Here is a 16407-nt window from a genome sequence, read left to right on the forward strand (position 1 = left end):
TTAGTAAAATAATCGGGAAAGGATGAATTGATAGTGATATGGATGATTATTAGTGGTCTTATAGTAGGTATATTATTAGGGTTTGTGATGCAACGTACACGCTTCTGTTTAGCTGGTGGCTTCAGAGATATGTACGTTCAAAAAAATAATAAAATGTTTTATGCCTTATTAGTTGCTATTACTGTCCAAAGTATTGGACTACTTATTTTAACTGGATTAAATGTTATATCTATCCCAGATAGTACATTTCCAATTATAGGTACAATTATTGGTGCTTTTATATTTGGAATCGGTATTGTATTAGCAGGAGGATGTGCTACAGGTACATGGTATCGAGCTGGTGAAGGTTTGATTGGCAGTTGGGTAGCGCTCGTACTATATGCTGTAACTGCTGCTATTACTAAAACTGGTATATTACTTCCAGTAATGTCATGGATTAATAAACCTACAAACATTAATGCAAATATGTCTCAGACTACCGGTATTCCTATGTGGGTGTTTACGTTAGTATTAACAATTATAACTATCATTTTTGTAACTAAAACATTACGTAAACCAAAACCCAAATTTGCAGTTCCAAAGCTTAAACAAAAATATAGTGGCTTGAGACACTATTTATTTGAAAAACGATACCATCCATTTGTAGCTGGTATTGCAGTAGGATTAATTGCTTTGATAGCTTGGCCAATGAGTATTTCTACTGGAAGAGATTACGGCTTAGGCATTACCACACCTTCAGCAAATTTAATTACTTTTTTAATTACAGGTGATACTAAGCTAATTGATTGGGGAGTTTTATTAATTTTAGGTATATTCTTAGGTTCTTATATTGCTGCTAAAGGATCACGTGAATTTAAATGGCGATTACCTGATAAAAAGACCATTCGCAATAGTGCTATTGGTGGTATTTGTATGGGATTTGGTGCTTCAGTAGCTGGAGGATGTTCAATTGGAAATGGTTTAGTAGAAACTGCTATCATGTCTTGGAAAGGATGGATAGCACTTGGTTCTATGATTTTAGGTGTATGGTTTATGAGTTACTTTATATTTATAAGACCAATGAAAAAATTAGAAAAACAAACATCTAAGTCTCAAGCAACAACAGCGACAAAACAAGTACAAACAACTTAATTAATTTGGAGGTAATACAATGTTATATGAATTAGGTACTGTAGGTATGGTTTGTCCATTCCCATTGATAGAAGCGCAAAAGAAAATGCAAACACTAGATAATGGTGATGAACTTAAAATTGATTTTGATTGCACACAAGCAACAGAAGCTATTCCTAATTGGGCAGCTGAGCAAGGTTATCCAGTTACGAATTATGAACAATTAGACGATGCTTCATGGACAATTACAATTCAGAAAGCTTAAAACAAAATAGGCATGCAAAATGTCTTTGTTATATTATGTAACATATTGTGTCATTTTATCTTACGCATTTTTGCTATTTCAATTTAGTATCATTATGATATTTTTAAAGGAAGTGGTAATTATGAAGATGGATGACACAATTTTTTTATTTCTTTGCACTTTACTTGTATGGATTATGACACCAGGTCTTAGCTTGTTTTATGGTGGTCTAGTTCAATCAAAGAATGTTTTGAATACAGTAATGCAAAGTATGGCAGCAATGGTTATCGTGACTTTCACATGGGTTGCATTAGGATTTTCATTAAGTTTTGGAACGGGAAATGCTTTGATAGGAAATTTCGATTTAATTGGACTACAGCATGTCGGATTTGCAGTTAATGACCAATTAAGTCCACATATTCCATTTGCATTATTTATGCTATTCCAAATGATGTTTTGTACAATTGCAGTTTCAATACTTTCAGGTTCAATCGCTGAACGTATGAAATTCTTTCCATTTATTATCTTTATCTTTTTATGGGTGATTTTAATATATAGTCCAGTTGCACATTGGGTGTGGGGCGGAGGTTGGATTCAACAATTTGGTGCCCTTGATTATGCAGGTGGTACAGTTGTACATATCACATCTGGACTCTCAGGACTTATTTTAGCTATCATGATAGGTAATGGTAAAAAAATTGAAAAAATACAGCCACATAATCTTTTAATCACTTTAATTGGCGGTATTTTAGTATGGATAGGTTGGTATGGCTTTAACACAGGTAGTGCTTATACTTTAAATGATGTCGCATTAATATCATTTGTAAATACGATTATTGCTGCAAGTGGTGGCGCTTTTAGCTGGTTAGTAGTTGAGTACTGTATTACTAAGAAATTAAGTTTACTTGGGTTGTTATCAGGCGTGTTAGCAGGGTTAGTCGCTATTACACCGGCAGCAGGCTACGTTAGTTATTTCAGTGCTTTTATTATTTCATTTGCAGGTGGAATCGTTTGTTATCTTGTTATTAATGTAATCAAAGTGAAGTATAAATATAACGATACACTTGATGCATTTGGTATCCATGGCGCTGGAGGCATTGTTGGTGCTATTCTTACCGGTGTTTTTCAATCACAACATGTTAATAATGATGTATCAAATGGTTTAATTTATACAGGAGATGTACACTCTGTCTTAATTCAAATACTAGCTGTTATCGTGGTATTGTGTTATACCATTGTTTTAACATGGATTATAGGAAAAATTTTACAGAAAATAATGCCTATCGCTACTACGGAAGAAGAAGATAAAGCAGGTTTAGATCAACTTGTTCATGGTGAGAAAGCCTATTTTTATGGAGAACTAAACAAATTAAATAAGAGATATTGATAATATTATTAGTCTAATACATATTAAAAAGTTACTTTGAGAGATTATTTCTGTGATAAAATAATTCTTAAATGAAAACTAATTTAGGTGATTAATCTAATGAAAAATATATCAGATATCGCAAATTTAGCGGGAGTATCTAAAAGCACGGTCTCCCGCTTTTTAAATGGTGGCTCAGTAAGCCCCCAAACTAAAGAAAAATTAAGTCGAATTATTGAAGAACATGATTATCAGCCAAATCAGTTTGCTCAAAGTTTAAGAGCTAAGCATACGAATCTAATTGGTGCTATCATTCCAAGGATGAATTCACATGCGGTTGATGAAACTGTGAAAGGAATTGTATCTGTATGCCATCAACATCAATATCAATTATTACTTAACTATACTGGTTTAGATATACGTGCTGAAATAGAGGCCTTGGAGACATTTTCAAGAAGTAAAGTGGATGGCATCATATTAATGGCTACTACTTTGACTGATGAACACTTGGAAGTAATTGAAAAATTAAATGTACCGGTAATTCTAGTTGGACAATCCTATCCCAATTTACATAGTATAATTCATGATGATTATCAAGCAGGTTTTATAGTAGGGGAACAGATAGGGAGTAAAAAGCATAAAAACGTTGTATTCTTTGGTGTAAGTGAGGAGGACGTTGCTGTAGGCGTCAAACGTAAACAAGGTATTATTGATGGTTTAAAAAAATACGATGTTTATCCTGAAATTTATTTAACTTCTTTTAAATATGAAGAGGCAAAAAATGATGTTTCTGAGAAGTTAAAAAATGCTAGTGGTATCGATGCGTTAATTGGAGCAACAGATCCTATTGCATTAGCAATTCATAAATTTTATTCTCAACAAAACAATGCTACTGGAAATTATCAAATTTTTGGATTTGGGGGAAACCCAATGACACAACTTGTTACACCCGCTATTACGACAGTTAAATTCAATTATTTTAAAGCTGGCACGTATGCTATGAACCAATTGAATGAATTAATTTTTTCTAAAAATGCAGTATCTAAAACTGTCATTCCTGTTGAAATAGAGAATTTTTAAAAATATTTAAAACTATGGAACCGATACCATAATCAATGATAAAATTATATTAAATTTAGATTTAAATTATTTTGGAGGAATAATATGGCTGAATGGTCAAGAGAAGAACGTTATCGTTGTATTGAAGACGTTGATAAAAAGTACTTAGAAAATCTCAAGCAACAAGTTAAAGCGTCAAGATTTCGTCAAACATTTCATATTCAACCTGAAACTGGTTTGCTAAATGATCCTAATGGATTAATTTATCATAATGGCAAATATTATATTTCACATCAATGGTTCCCATTAGGAGCAGTGCATGGATTGAAATATTGGTTTAATTATACTAGTGATGATTTAGTGACGTTTGAACCACAAGATACCTTAATTAAACCCGATACATATTATGATAGCCATGGTGTTTACAGTGGTAGTGCTTTTGAGCATAATGGAGATTTATATTACATGTATACAGGCAATCATCGTGATGAACAATGGAATCGATATGCTAGTCAGATGATCGCTAAAGTTCAAAATAACGGAGCGATTACTAAATTTGATGCACCCGTAATTCCTTCACAACCTGAAGGGTACACAAGTCATTTTAGAGATCCTAAAGTATTTGAATTAAATAATGAATATTATGCGATTATAGGTGCTCAAACAAACGAGGAACTTGGTTGTTGCCTAATTTATAAAACGAATGATAAGCAACTAAATCAATGGTCATATTGTGGAGAAATTGATACTAAATTAAAAAACTTTGGTTATATGTGGGAATGTCCCGATTATTTTAAATTAGATTCTAAGGATATCTTACTTTTCAGCCCTCAAGGAATAAAACCACAAGGGGATCAGTTTAGAAATATATATCAATCAGGCTATTTAATTGGGGATTTAAATTTTGATTCATTATCCTTTGATCATAGTGAATTTGTAGAACTGGATAATGGTTTTGATTTTTACGCACCCCAAACTTTTTTAGATGAAAATGGCAATCGAGTTTTAATAGGTTGGATGGGCTTACCAGAAATAAATTATCCTACTGATGAAGAAGGATGGGCACATTGTTTAACGATACCTAGAGTACTATCAATAGAGAATGATCAATTACGACAACGCCCGTTTAAAGGTCTTGAACGATTACGTAAAAATAAAGAAACGGCATTAGGTTATGCAAATAAATTTAACCGAAAATTACATCCATATGAAGGCAAACAATATGAACTAATTATTGACGTTATTGAAAATGATGCTTCAAAAATTTATTTTGAATTACGTACCTCAAAGCAAAATAACACCAAAATTATATATAATACAGGGGATCAAAAAATTACATTAGATCGCTCAGAAAGTGGATTATTGCCTGAAAATGTTCAAGATTTAACGAGAAGTACCGTATTGGATTCTCCTCTTACACGTTTGCAAATATTTGTTGATACATCTAGTATTGAAATATTCTGTAATGATGGGGAACGTGTTTTAACATCAAGAATATTTCCAAATGAAAATGCTACAGGTATAGAAACTTCAACAGAGACTGGACAAGTATATTTAAAATTCACTAAATATGAACTTAAGGATGAGTAAAAAATGAGAAAGTTATATGGGATAGGTGAAGCATTAATAGATTTTATTCCAAATGTTAAGAACTCTGAACTTAAAGATGTTGAACAGTTTAGTAGGCAGGTTGGAGGTGCACCAGCTAATGTTGTGAGTGTAGCTCGTAAAATGGGTGCCTCCACTGAAATGGTCACTCAATTAGGTAATGATGCATTTGGAGACATTATCGTAGAAACTTTAAAAAATATTGGTGTAGGTACTCAATTTATAAAGCGAACAGATGAAGCTAATACTGCACTAGCATTTGTGAGTTTAAAAGAAGATGGGCAAAGAGATTTTTCATTTTATCGTAAACCCTCAGCTGATATGCTTTATAAAGCTGAATATCTAAATGAAATTACAATCAATCCAAACGATGTATTACATTTCTGTTCTGTTGATTTAGTTGAAAGTAATATGAAAGAAGCTCACAAAGCTATGGTAAATAAATTTAAGTCAGCAAATGCAACCATTGTTTTTGATCCTAATGTTCGTTTACCTCTTTGGCAAAATGCTGAAGCATGTAAAGAAGCAATACATGAATTTTTACCGAAAGCTAATGTGATTAAAATTTCAGATGAAGAGCTAGAATTTATAACTGGTGAAGCGGATGAAGATAAAGCTATTCAATCATTATTTGAGGGTTCTGTAGAAGCAGTTATATATACTCAAGGTGCTGCAGGTGCAAGTATCGTTTTAAAAGATGGGACTAAGATACATCATAAAGGATTTAAAGTAAAAGCAATTGATACAACTGGCGCAGGGGATGCCTTTATAGGAGCTGCAATAAGTAGAATGCTATTGAGTGACGAATTAAATATTACTAAGTTGCTTAAAGAAGAAGGACAGGACATTCTCAGATTTAGCAACATGGTTGCCGCACAGGTTACAACTAAATATGGTGCAATAGAGAGTATTCCTACAATTGAAGATGTTACAACTGAATTAAATAAATGATAAAAATTGCCAGCAAATGATTTTAGTAATTCATTTACTGGCTTTTTTATGCCTGATATTCTCAATTATTTTTGCTTCTCTGATGAAGTTATAATTAAATAGTTTGATAGACATAACTATATTTTTTTTACATTACGAACGGAAGCAAAACAGTGCTCACCGTTTTTAAAATTGACAATACGTTCTTTTGAATCTATGGATTCAATATTATGTCTATTAACAACGAAGCTGTTGTGACATCTAAAGAACCGCTCATCAAGTTGTGCAAGTTCTTTTAAATTGCCATAGAACTCAATTTGACGATTATCTAAATGTGCGATTAACCGATGTGATTTTGTAGATGATTCGAAAAACATTACGTCATCATATTGAACATAAATTGAATTACTTCCTCGTTTCAATTCAATCGTCTCAACAGTACTTTCTTTAGATAATAATTTTAAGCGGGTATGTGCAGTTTCTAAGCAATCAATAATTCTGGACTGTAATTGGCTTGGATCATCTTTAAAGATAAAATCCATCGCTGACACTTTGTAAACAAAGGTTAGGTACGTTAACTCACTATGACTTGTAACGAATATGATATTCCCAATTGGGTCATACTTACGAATTTCACTACCTAATTTAATACCGTTGATATCAGCCTCTAATTGAATATCTAGAAAGTAACATCCGACATCATTCATCTCTTTAGATTTTTCAATGACTTCATAAGGATCGTCTGTTGCAAGCGCAATCTCCATAGGTTTTTCTTCAATCATAATGTAATTATTAATAATTGAAACCATATTTTCGCGTTGTTTTACATCATCTTCACAAATGAATATTTTCATGATTACACATCCTTATGACTATTTGTTAATGATTTCTACTTTTTGTATAAAGTAGCCATTTTCTATTGTAGTATCTAGTAATACATTTTCGGTAGAATCAGTAATCTCCTTTAAAGTACTTAATCCTAAACCTCTATTTTCACCTTTAGTTGAAAAGCGCTCTTGAAATAACTCATGAATACGTGGCATATCTTCTTTACATTTATTCATAACAATAAACATGACGGACGAGTCTGTATTAATAAAAGCGATACGTATTAACGCATCTTCAAGTGCTTCAGATGCTTCAATTGCATTATCAGTGATAATTCCAATAATACGACTAAGGTCAATCGTGTTCATTTCAATATGTTCTACTAACTCAGGAACTTCTATACTAATCGGAATATTTTTCTCTTGAGCTTGTAAAATTTTAGTGGTAACCAAGCCTTTAATCGCACGTACTTTTAAATTCTCAGTTCCATTAATTTTAATAGACTTCATTTGAAGGTTATCTTTCATAGGTACGATATTTTCATTAAAATATTGTCTTAATCCTGGCATATCATCTTCTCGAATATATTCAGACATTGTCGTTAAGATGTTCACATAATCATGTCTAAACTTACGCATTTCATTGTTAATTGATTCAATTTGTAACGTATATTCATAGTACGTTTCAATCTCTTCCATATTGCGTTTATAACGAAGTTCTTTAATCATGTAGTTAGATATGAAAATAATTAGAACAGTAAAGAAAAGAATAATTCCAATAAAAATTAAACCGTACATTTTTAAAGACGAAGTATCTAGCTTCGGTGTTTGAGAGTAAACGTATAATATTATAAAAGATAAAATCAAGACAAGCGAAATAATTGTAAGATACGTTTTGTTGATAGATAAATATGATTGTTTTAATTTATTTAATAAAAAGCGGAAAAAAACACCAAACAGAATTGAAAAGCTGCTAAATATTGTTATGTATACAATAAATATTAAAAATTTAGTGTTTAAGTAATTTTCAAAAAGCACAAATGTAATAACTGTTACAAAATTACTAAAAAACATTATGATAGCACAACTTAGTACAGTCAAAATAGAATAAAATTGAACTTTTGAATATAAAAAAATGGCACATCCTACTAATAAAATAATCAATGCAAAGCTATCAAAAAAATAATATAGAATAGAAGAAGGGATTATTATTCCTGCAATTAGTAAATAATCCCTTAATGAGTATTTTAAATTTAAAATTATATTTGAAACTATAAATAGTAGTATTCCTTGGAAAACTGCTAATGGCACATTTGATAAAAAATCCATACTTATACACACTTTCTACACTTTTTTATCATTATTTAGCGTTTGTTAGCTCCTCAGGTACTTCTGGTTCATCAAAATAAGTAGTACAAGGAGTGAATGAAGCTATTGTACCAATTGATTGTAAAAGAAATGTAAATAATTTAATGATTAAATCTACTAATACTGTCATAATTAATTATCCTCCCTAGGAAAAAAGATTGGTAATAATGTAATGCTCTCAAGTGTAATTCCTAATAAAATTAATTGCTTAAACGGTTCTGGTGCTAAAAATGAAATTATTAATAAAACCATTGTTATGATGATTGATAATAACTTCTTTTTCATTTTTAAGTGACTAGGAATTGGTTGTTTCTTAGTTGCTGAAGGAGCATAGTAAATAATTAAAACCGTCCCAATTGCAACTACAGAATACATAATACCCAGATTCACTTGAAAATATACTAGCAACCAGGGTAACGCTACAAATAAAGCTAAATTTTGAACATGACATAGCAATGATGATTTTGCATGTGCACCGTGTGCATAACGTCTAACTAAAAAATAACTAACATGTGTAAATAAAGTGTATAGAAATGTATGGAAGATAAGTGCAACACCATATGTCACAATTGTTTTTGCTAGATTGCTTACAACAACTTGTAATCCCAATCTTACTTTCAAAAATTGAATATGATCAAGATTATTTTTGCGTTGTAAATATAATGCGAATTGCTCAATCTTATTATCAATTGCTTTCAATGGTGTGCCACTCTCCTTATATCAATTATACAATTTAGTGCAATTGGTCTGGGTACTTATGCTTAACTGTTCAAAATAAATACTTAACTGTTATATTGAAATTACAAGTAATATTTTAACATATAAAATATTACAGTTATGTATAAAAAAATGCGATTTAAGAAATAATTAATTATTTATTAATAGGTTGTGTTTAAATAGACTCATATCACTTACAAGTGATAAAAACTTAATAATCTTAGTCTTTAAATTTAATAGTTATTGTTTGGTAATTGAGTTAAATAATTTTGTTTGTAGTTGCGAAATTATTGACACCTTTACCATATGTTGTAAGTGTTATTAATGGTTATGAAACCATTGCAATAGTAGTAATGTCCCATTGGTTATTATTACTAAAGTGACTTCTTGTTTATATGAAGTTTCTTACTTTGTTTTCTTCGTGTAGTTAAACGAGTTAATTAATAAGCCATCCCAACTTATTAATTAACAAAGTAAAGTTACTGAAGTTTAAACTCAGTGGAAAGTGTTTAACTTAGCTATTGTAAGATATAGAAGTTAAATATTTTCAGGATGTAAGCTATCGTAAAATTTTCATAATTAATAACATCCCCAAAAGATTGAAATAACTGTAAAAACATTCCCTTAATATGAAAGTCGCGAGTTCCTCCCAAGCTCGTGACTTTTTTTGTAAAAAAACTGTATCCATAAAATTGGATACAGATTAGTAACTATTTATATAGATTTGGTTTTAAATTTTTGAATACAGGAATATTTTCACGTTGAACATCAACTTCATTTAAATCAATATTTAATGCGATTGTGTCCTCATCCTGGCCTAATTCAGCTAATATATCACCATTTGGATTGATAATCATTGAATGACCAGCGTAATCAGTATTACCGTCATTTCCAGTACCGTTACAAGCAATAACAAACATGTCATTTTCAATTGCACGTGCTTGAAGTAAGACTCTCCAGTGATTCAATCTAGGTGTTGGCCATTGAGCTACAAAAAAAGCTATCTGCGCACCATTACGCGCGGGATATCTTAATAACTCTGGAAATCTTAAATCATAACAAATAATTTGTGTAGCTTGAGTACCTGAAGATAGAGGAAATGGTTCTGGTACCGCTTTGCCATCTTCTAAATATGTCGGCTCATCTAGCATAGGGACTAAGTGAACTTTATCGTACTTATTTATTCTATGTCCGTTTTTAGAAACGGTAAATGCAGTATTATAAACTTTGCTATTTCTAATATTTGATACAGATCCAGCTACAATATCGACGTTATATTGTTTAGCTAAGGATTGAATAAAGGGAAAGCTTCTACTAAGTTCTCTATCTGCTTTCTCATTTAATTCATCTAATGCATATCCGTTATTCCACATTTCAGGAAGAACAACAACCTCTGTATCTTCCTCCAACTTATTTTCGAACCAATTTTTTATTTTATTTTCATTTTTTTCTACATTGCCGTATGATACATAAAATTGAAATAATTGTATTTTCATTTAAAAATCTCCTCATCCCATGATTATCTCTAATTTACTAAAATAGAATAAGAAAATCAAAATTTGAAAGTCATGATTAAAATGCTTTATTTTTGAAAATAAATATAAAAAGGACCCAATTTCAACATAGAAATGAATCCTATAGAAACTGAGTCTTGAATTGTTGATCTAATCGATATCAATTAATGTAGATTATTTTTTAACTATTAATCTATTGTTAGTTGGTTGTATTTCTTTTTCACCAGCTTTTTCACGGATGTCACCAAATGGCATTTGAGCAACAAGTTTCCATGAAGCAGGGATGTCAAATTCTTGTGTAGTGATTTGATCTACTAAAGGATTGTAATGTTGTAATGAAGCGCCAATTCCTTTTGAACTTAATGCAGTCCAAATTGCAAATTGATGCATTGCGTTTGTTTGAACTGACCAATTAGCAAAGTTATCAGCATAATTTGGCATTTGTTCTTGTAAACCTTTAATAACATCTTCGTCTTCGAAATAAAGAATTGTGCCATATGCATGTTTAAATCCGTCGATACGTTGTTCAGTTGGAGTGAAATCACGGTCAGGTACCATAACATCTTTTAATACTGTTTTAGTATTGTCCCAGAATTTGTGATGTTGGTCATTTAATAACAATACGATTCTAGTAGATTGAGAATTAAAAGCTGAAGGTGTGTATTTAATAATATGTTCTATCATATCTTCTAGTTCTTTATCACTAATTGAAATTGTTGTTTCAGTGCTATAGATAGTACGTCTATCTTCGATTTCTTGTAAAAATGGTTTTGTTTTTGATTTGCTAAATAAGCCCATATTAAATCTCCTTTGTTTATATAAGTTATATCTCTAGTATAAATATTATACTTAAATATGTAAAATGTTTTTTAACAAAAAATGTCAAATATATTAATATTTTTTATCATTAACCTTATTTCAATGCATTATATGTAAATATTCTTTATACTGTAAGTGTTATAAAACAAGGAGGTGGAAGATTGATGAAAAAGAAAATAGCTCATACAGGTCTCATTTTAGCTATAGGCACATCTATGCTAGGGCATGAGAGCATCGTAAAAGCTGCAGAAAGTAATCAACAAGCTACGAATGAAGTTGATAGTAGTAATGTTAGTTCTGATACGGATACCCAAGAACGTCAAAATAGTAGTAATAACATCAATGAAAATCATCAATCTGATACCCAAGATTCAACTGAATTAGGAAAAAATAATAATAATCAAAATAGCGGTGAAAGCAATTCATCATCAAATAATGAGAATGATGCTAATGAAAATAGTGATAATACTGTGGATCAAAGTGACTCATCTGATAATAGTAACTCAGGCAGTAATACTGATTTAAATAATGGTGATGACACAAATAATTCTGGAGACAACGATACAAGCAATCCGGATAACGGAGAACAACCAGGAGATAATGATTCATCAAGTAATCCTGATGATGGAGAACAACCAGGAGACAATGATTCAGGCAACCCAGATGATGGAGAACAGCCAGGAGATAATGATTCATCAAGCAATCCAGATGACGGAGAGCAACCAGGAGATAATGATTCAGGAAAACCGGATGACGGAGAACAACCAGGAGACAATGATTCATCAAGCAATCCAGATGGCGGAGAACAACCTGGAGATAATGATTCAGGCAAACCCGACAATGGAAACAATCCAGGGAATAATGACTCAGGCGAGCAAGATGATGGAGGAAATAAACTAGGAGACAGTGGTAATCATCAACAACCACCTAAACATGATGGGAATTCTCGTTCGAATCAAGGTGATCATCATTCAAATTCTGGATCAAATGGATCAAATAATGGTTCGCAAAATAATTCCAATAGCAATTCAAATAATAATAGTAATTATCCTGGCAATCATTCAGGACACTCAAGTACCAATGATACAGTAAAACCTAATAAACCCGTTTTTAATAATAATAATGGTTCAACAAACGGAAACCATTCAACTGGTTCTAATCACCACAACAACAGTGTATCTGATTCTATAATTCATCAAATTTACCCACATAAAAATAATGGCAACTCGACATCTCATTCTAACAGAAATCAAAATCAATCAATTATGAGTGGGTCTAATACTAATCAATGGCACTATGGCGATAACTTACAACAAAATCATCGACAAAGTCATATTGAAACTTATTCAAATAATGACAATATGCGAAGTGAAGTTCCGTTTTATAGCAAGTCAATGCTATTAAATAGACTAAATAGTTTAGCAACTGGTTCATATAAATACAATCCATATATTATAAATCAGGTAAACCGGTTGGGAAATAATAATGAGTATATCTCGAATCAAGATTTTTACAGGCTTTTCCGAAAACAATCATTTAATAATGAATACTTAGATTATTTACAAAAAGGCTCTAACTATTTCAGATTTGAATATTTTAACCCTTTAAATTCGAAAAAGTATTATAAAAATTTAGATGAGCAAGTATTGGCACTTATAACTGGAGAAATCGGATCTATGCCTGAATTGAAAAAGCCAAGTGATAGAGAAAAAAAAGAGGATGCAGATTTTCAGAGCCATGATGATGATAAAATTATAGATACCAATGAAAAAAGTAAAGAAGCGGAAAATAAAGCCAAATATAAAAACATAAATATTGCTTTAATTACATCTATAATTATGATTTTCGTAGGTGTTACAGGTAGGTTTATTTATAGGAAAATTAAAAACTAAAATAGAAAACGCATCTATTATTGTCATTTGAAATGATGAGATTAATAGATGCGTTCATTTATTAAAATAGAAAATGAATTATAAAATTACTTTGTTCTTGTAAATGTTTAACTGTGTCACCAAAGAAAAATTGGACTGCCACTACAAAACCATTTTGTAACATATGAATGATAATTGGAACCGCAATACGTCTAGTTAAAACATAGGCAAGAGAGAATAACATACCCATACCAAAATATATGAAGAAAAATTTAATATCGTTATGTGCTATCGCAAATAAAATTGAACTTACTATTGAAGCGATTAAGAACGCAACAATTCGATTTCCTTTAATTTTATTATAGATTTCACCAAATATAACTTTTCTAAATATGTATTCCTCTAGAATTGGGCCAACTATTGAGATTAATAATATGAAAACTGGAAGCTGTTTTGCAATTGCCATAATTCTTTCAGTATTTGGACTTTGTTGTGGTTGTCCAACTAACCACATAGTGATTAGACTAGCTACCATTTGATAAATCATCACGACAACAAATCCTAATAAAGCCCAAGGTAAAATGTAGCGTTTAGGTTCTTTATAACCTCGCTCCAGTGCTGTTGGATTTTTTATAATACTATTTAACCAAATTATTAATAATGCTGCTATTACAAATAAAATAACCTGAGTGTATACGCCAGCTTTTGCAAGTTCCATCCCTTTTAAATCTTTAAAGAAAGGTAATTGCTGTGCAAGTAAGGGTAAGAACTGTGCTAATGCATAAATAACAATGGTAAGAAATGCTACCCAAATTCTCTTCATTCTATTCCTCCAAAAATAATAATCAACATTAGTTAGTTTATCGTAAATTTGTATGTTATACAAAATATAGATAACCTTTTCGCTTGAAAAATTGACCAAATTTGATTAATATAAAATATAGATTAGCACTCATTATATTTAAGTGCTAAAAAGGAACCTGTTAAGGAGGAACGATCATGCTTAAACCATTAGGAAATCGTGTGATTATTGAACGCAAAGAACAAGAACAAACAACTAAAAGTGGTATTGTACTTACTGACAGTGCAAAAGAAAAGTCTAACGAAGGTATAGTAGTAGCTGTTGGAACTGGACGAGTTTTAGACAATGGTGAAAAGGTTGCTCCAGAGGTTAAAGAAGGAGATCGAGTTGTATTCCAGGAATACGCTGGCTCAGAAGTTAAACGTGGAGATGAAACATACTTAATTTTAAATGTTGAAGATTTACTTGCTATAATTGAAGACTAAAATTTATAAATAATAATTAATAAGTAATAATAAACTATTTTAAACAATGGAGGTATAATCAATGGCTAAAGACCTTAAGTTTTCTGAAGATGCAAGACAAGCTATGTTACGTGGTGTCGATAAATTAGCTAACGCCGTTAAAGTTACAATCGGACCTAAAGGACGTAACGTTGTATTAGATAAAGAATATGTAGCACCATTAATTACAAATGATGGTGTCACAATTGCTAAAGAGATTGAATTAGAAGATCCCTATGAAAATATGGGAGCTAAATTAGTTCAAGAAGTTGCTAATAAAACAAACGAAATTGCTGGTGATGGTACAACAACTGCAACTGTATTAGCACAAGCAATGATTCAAGAAGGATTGAAGAACGTAACAAGTGGTGCTAACCCAGTAGGATTACGTGAGGGTATTGATAAAGCAGTAAGAGTAGCTGTACAAGCTCTACACGATATTTCTCAAAAAGTTGAAAATAAAAATGAAATCGCACAAGTAGGTGCAATTTCTGCAGCAGATGAAGAAATTGGTAAATACATTTCTGAAGCAATGGATAAAGTTGGTAATGATGGTGTTATTACCATTGAAGAATCAAATGGACTAGATACAGAATTAGAAGTTGTTGAAGGTATGCAATTTGATAGAGGGTATCAATCACCATACATGGTTACAGATTCAGATAAAATGATTGCTGAGTTAGAAAGACCATATATTTTAGTAACAGATAAAAAAATCTCTTCATTCCAAGATATCTTACCTTTATTAGAACAAGTTGTTCAATCTAGTCGTCCAATCTTAATTGTAGCAGACGAAGTTGAAGGAGACGCTTTAACAAATATCGTATTAAACCGTATGCGTGGAACATTTACTGCAGTTGCAGTAAAAGCACCTGGATTCGGTGATAGACGTAAAGCAATGTTAGAAGACTTAGCTATTTTAACTGGAGCTACAGTTATTACAGATGATTTAGGTTTAGAATTAAAAGATGCTTCAATTGATATGTTAGGTAGTGCTAATAAAGTTGAAGTAACAAAAGATAATACTACAGTTGTCGATGGTGATGGAGATGACAATAGTATTGATGCACGTGTGAGTCAAATTAAAGCTCAAATTGAAGAAACTGATTCTGATTTTGACAGAGAGAAATTACAAGAACGTTTAGCTAAATTAGCTGGTGGCGTTGCAGTCATTAAAGTAGGTGCTGCATCTGAAACTGAATTGAAAGAACGTAAATTACGTATTGAAGATGCCTTAAACTCTACACGTGCTGCAGTTGAAGAAGGTATAGTTGCTGGCGGTGGTACTGCATTAGTAAATATTTATAATAAAGTAGATGAAATCGAAGCTGAAGGTGACGTTGCAACAGGTGTTAACATCGTACTAAAAGCTTTATCTGCTCCTGTACGTCAAATCGCTGAAAATGCTGGGCTAGAAGGTTCAGTTATTGTTGAAAGATTAAAACATGCAGATGCAGGTGTTGGATTTAACGCTGCGACAAATGAATGGGTAAACATGCTTGAAGAAGGTATTGTAGACCCAACTAAAGTTACACGTTCAGCTTTACAACATGCGGCAAGTGTTGCTGCGATGTTCTTAACTACAGAAGCAGTAGTTGCAACTATCCCTGAACCAGATAATAATGATAATCCAGGTATGGGTGGCATGCCAGGCATGATGTAAAAACGC

16 protein-coding genes are annotated in these 16407 nt (G+C 31.6%); 9 read left to right on the forward strand and 7 right to left on the reverse strand.

Going from position 1 to position 16407, the window contains the following annotated elements:
* Window positions 1-33 precede the first annotated feature (33 nt).
* From NR218_RS04515 to NR218_RS04540, 6 genes are all read left to right on the forward strand, one after another.
* Window positions 34-1131, forward strand: a complete 1098-nt coding sequence (locus tag NR218_RS04515; protein WP_011275295.1) for a YeeE/YedE family protein — start codon at window positions 34-36, stop codon at window positions 1129-1131.
* 19 nt (window positions 1132-1150) lie between these two features.
* Window positions 1151-1375 (forward strand): sulfurtransferase TusA family protein, encoded by a 225-nt coding sequence (locus tag NR218_RS04520; protein WP_011275296.1) that lies wholly within the window; start codon window positions 1151-1153, stop codon window positions 1373-1375.
* A 121-nt stretch (window positions 1376-1496) separates the two neighbouring features.
* The gene (locus NR218_RS04525; protein ID WP_033079908.1) at window positions 1497-2741 is read left to right on the forward strand and encodes an ammonium transporter; all 1245 of its coding nucleotides are present in this window, start codon (window positions 1497-1499) and stop codon (window positions 2739-2741) included.
* Window positions 2742-2840: 99 nt separating this feature from the next.
* Entirely contained in the window at window positions 2841-3800 is a 960-nt protein-coding gene (locus NR218_RS04530) for a LacI family DNA-binding transcriptional regulator (protein WP_033079907.1), read from the forward strand.
* 84 nt (window positions 3801-3884) lie between these two features.
* Entirely contained in the window at window positions 3885-5369 is a 1485-nt protein-coding gene (locus tag NR218_RS04535) for a glycoside hydrolase family 32 protein (RefSeq protein WP_033079906.1), read from the forward strand.
* A 3-nt stretch (window positions 5370-5372) separates the two neighbouring features.
* Window positions 5373-6338: a carbohydrate kinase family protein gene (locus NR218_RS04540; protein WP_016931059.1), complete on the forward strand. Its 966-nt coding sequence runs from the start codon at window positions 5373-5375 to the stop codon at window positions 6336-6338.
* A gap of 116 nt (window positions 6339-6454) precedes the next feature.
* Here the strand turns inward: NR218_RS04540 and agrA are convergent, their stop codons facing one another.
* The 6 genes from agrA to NR218_RS04570 all read right to left on the reverse strand — a co-directional run bounded on the left by agrA (window position 6455) and on the right by NR218_RS04570 (window position 11541).
* A complete protein-coding gene (gene agrA / locus NR218_RS04545; protein ID WP_011275301.1) occupies window positions 6455-7171 on the reverse strand; it encodes a quorum-sensing response regulator AgrA in 717 nt (238 codons plus the stop codon).
* Window positions 7172-7189: 18 nt separating this feature from the next.
* A complete protein-coding gene (agrC, locus tag NR218_RS04550) occupies window positions 7190-8473 on the reverse strand; it encodes a quorum-sensing sensor histidine kinase AgrC (RefSeq protein ID WP_029376653.1) in 1284 nt (427 codons plus the stop codon).
* Window positions 8474-8504: 31 nt separating this feature from the next.
* Complete coding sequence (gene agrD / locus NR218_RS04555) at window positions 8505-8642, reverse strand: cyclic lactone autoinducer peptide AgrD (protein ID WP_011275303.1); 138 nt, start codon at window positions 8640-8642, stop codon at window positions 8505-8507.
* A gap of 2 nt (window positions 8643-8644) precedes the next feature.
* Entirely contained in the window at window positions 8645-9211 is a 567-nt protein-coding gene (locus NR218_RS04560) for an accessory gene regulator AgrB (RefSeq protein WP_011275304.1), read from the reverse strand.
* Between the two features lie 728 nt (window positions 9212-9939).
* Window positions 9940-10725 (reverse strand): carbon-nitrogen family hydrolase, encoded by a 786-nt coding sequence (locus tag NR218_RS04565; RefSeq protein WP_016931057.1) that lies wholly within the window; start codon window positions 10723-10725, stop codon window positions 9940-9942.
* Window positions 10726-10917: 192 nt separating this feature from the next.
* A complete protein-coding gene (locus NR218_RS04570) occupies window positions 10918-11541 on the reverse strand; it encodes a nitroreductase family protein (RefSeq protein ID WP_016931056.1) in 624 nt (207 codons plus the stop codon).
* Window positions 11542-11726: 185 nt separating this feature from the next.
* Here NR218_RS04570 and NR218_RS04575 point away from each other — a divergent pair, with 185 nt between their 5' ends.
* Window positions 11727-13454 (forward strand): SdrH family protein, encoded by a 1728-nt coding sequence (locus NR218_RS04575; RefSeq protein WP_136720003.1) that lies wholly within the window; start codon window positions 11727-11729, stop codon window positions 13452-13454.
* Between the two features lie 61 nt (window positions 13455-13515).
* Here NR218_RS04575 and mroQ read toward each other — a convergent pair whose 3' ends face one another.
* Window positions 13516-14256, reverse strand: coding sequence for an intramembrane glutamic endopeptidase MroQ (gene mroQ / locus NR218_RS04580; RefSeq protein WP_016931054.1), 741 nt, complete (start codon window positions 14254-14256; stop codon window positions 13516-13518).
* A 176-nt stretch (window positions 14257-14432) separates the two neighbouring features.
* On the opposite strand from mroQ, the gene groES reads away from it, so the two are divergent.
* Both groES and groL read left to right on the forward strand, forming a co-directional pair.
* The gene (gene groES, locus NR218_RS04585; protein ID WP_016931053.1) at window positions 14433-14720 is read left to right on the forward strand and encodes a co-chaperone GroES; all 288 of its coding nucleotides are present in this window, start codon (window positions 14433-14435) and stop codon (window positions 14718-14720) included.
* 61 nt (window positions 14721-14781) lie between these two features.
* Window positions 14782-16401: a chaperonin GroEL gene (gene groL / locus NR218_RS04590; protein ID WP_011275310.1), complete on the forward strand. Its 1620-nt coding sequence runs from the start codon at window positions 14782-14784 to the stop codon at window positions 16399-16401.
* Window positions 16402-16407: the final 6 nt, after the last annotated feature.

The organism is Staphylococcus sp. SUC_1.2, from assembly GCF_026222585.1.

Excerpts from the sequence above, each read along its gene's own strand:
- NR218_RS04520 (WP_011275296.1), top strand. The coding sequence starts at position 1,151 with ATGTTATATGAATTAGGTACTGTAGGTATGGTTTGTCCATTCCCATTG.
- NR218_RS04525 (WP_033079908.1), top strand. The coding sequence starts at position 1,497 with ATGAAGATGGATGACACAATTTTTTTATTTCTTTGCACTTTACTTGTA.
- NR218_RS04530 (WP_033079907.1), top strand. The coding sequence starts at position 2,841 with ATGAAAAATATATCAGATATCGCAAATTTAGCGGGAGTATCTAAAAGC.
- NR218_RS04535 (WP_033079906.1), top strand. The coding sequence starts at position 3,885 with ATGGCTGAATGGTCAAGAGAAGAACGTTATCGTTGTATTGAAGACGTT.
- NR218_RS04540 (WP_016931059.1), top strand. The coding sequence starts at position 5,373 with ATGAGAAAGTTATATGGGATAGGTGAAGCATTAATAGATTTTATTCCA.
- agrA (WP_011275301.1), bottom strand. The coding sequence starts at position 7,171 with ATGAAAATATTCATTTGTGAAGATGATGTAAAACAACGCGAAAATATG.
- agrC (WP_029376653.1), bottom strand. The coding sequence starts at position 8,473 with ATGGATTTTTTATCAAATGTGCCATTAGCAGTTTTCCAAGGAATACTA.
- agrD (WP_011275303.1), bottom strand. The coding sequence starts at position 8,642 with ATGACAGTATTAGTAGATTTAATCATTAAATTATTTACATTTCTTTTA.
- NR218_RS04565 (WP_016931057.1), bottom strand. The coding sequence starts at position 10,725 with ATGAAAATACAATTATTTCAATTTTATGTATCATACGGCAATGTAGAA.
- NR218_RS04570 (WP_016931056.1), bottom strand. The coding sequence starts at position 11,541 with ATGGGCTTATTTAGCAAATCAAAAACAAAACCATTTTTACAAGAAATC.
- NR218_RS04575 (WP_136720003.1), top strand. The coding sequence starts at position 11,727 with ATGAAAAAGAAAATAGCTCATACAGGTCTCATTTTAGCTATAGGCACA.
- mroQ (WP_016931054.1), bottom strand. The coding sequence starts at position 14,256 with ATGAAGAGAATTTGGGTAGCATTTCTTACCATTGTTATTTATGCATTA.
- groES (WP_016931053.1), top strand. The coding sequence starts at position 14,433 with ATGCTTAAACCATTAGGAAATCGTGTGATTATTGAACGCAAAGAACAA.
- groL (WP_011275310.1), top strand. The coding sequence starts at position 14,782 with ATGGCTAAAGACCTTAAGTTTTCTGAAGATGCAAGACAAGCTATGTTA.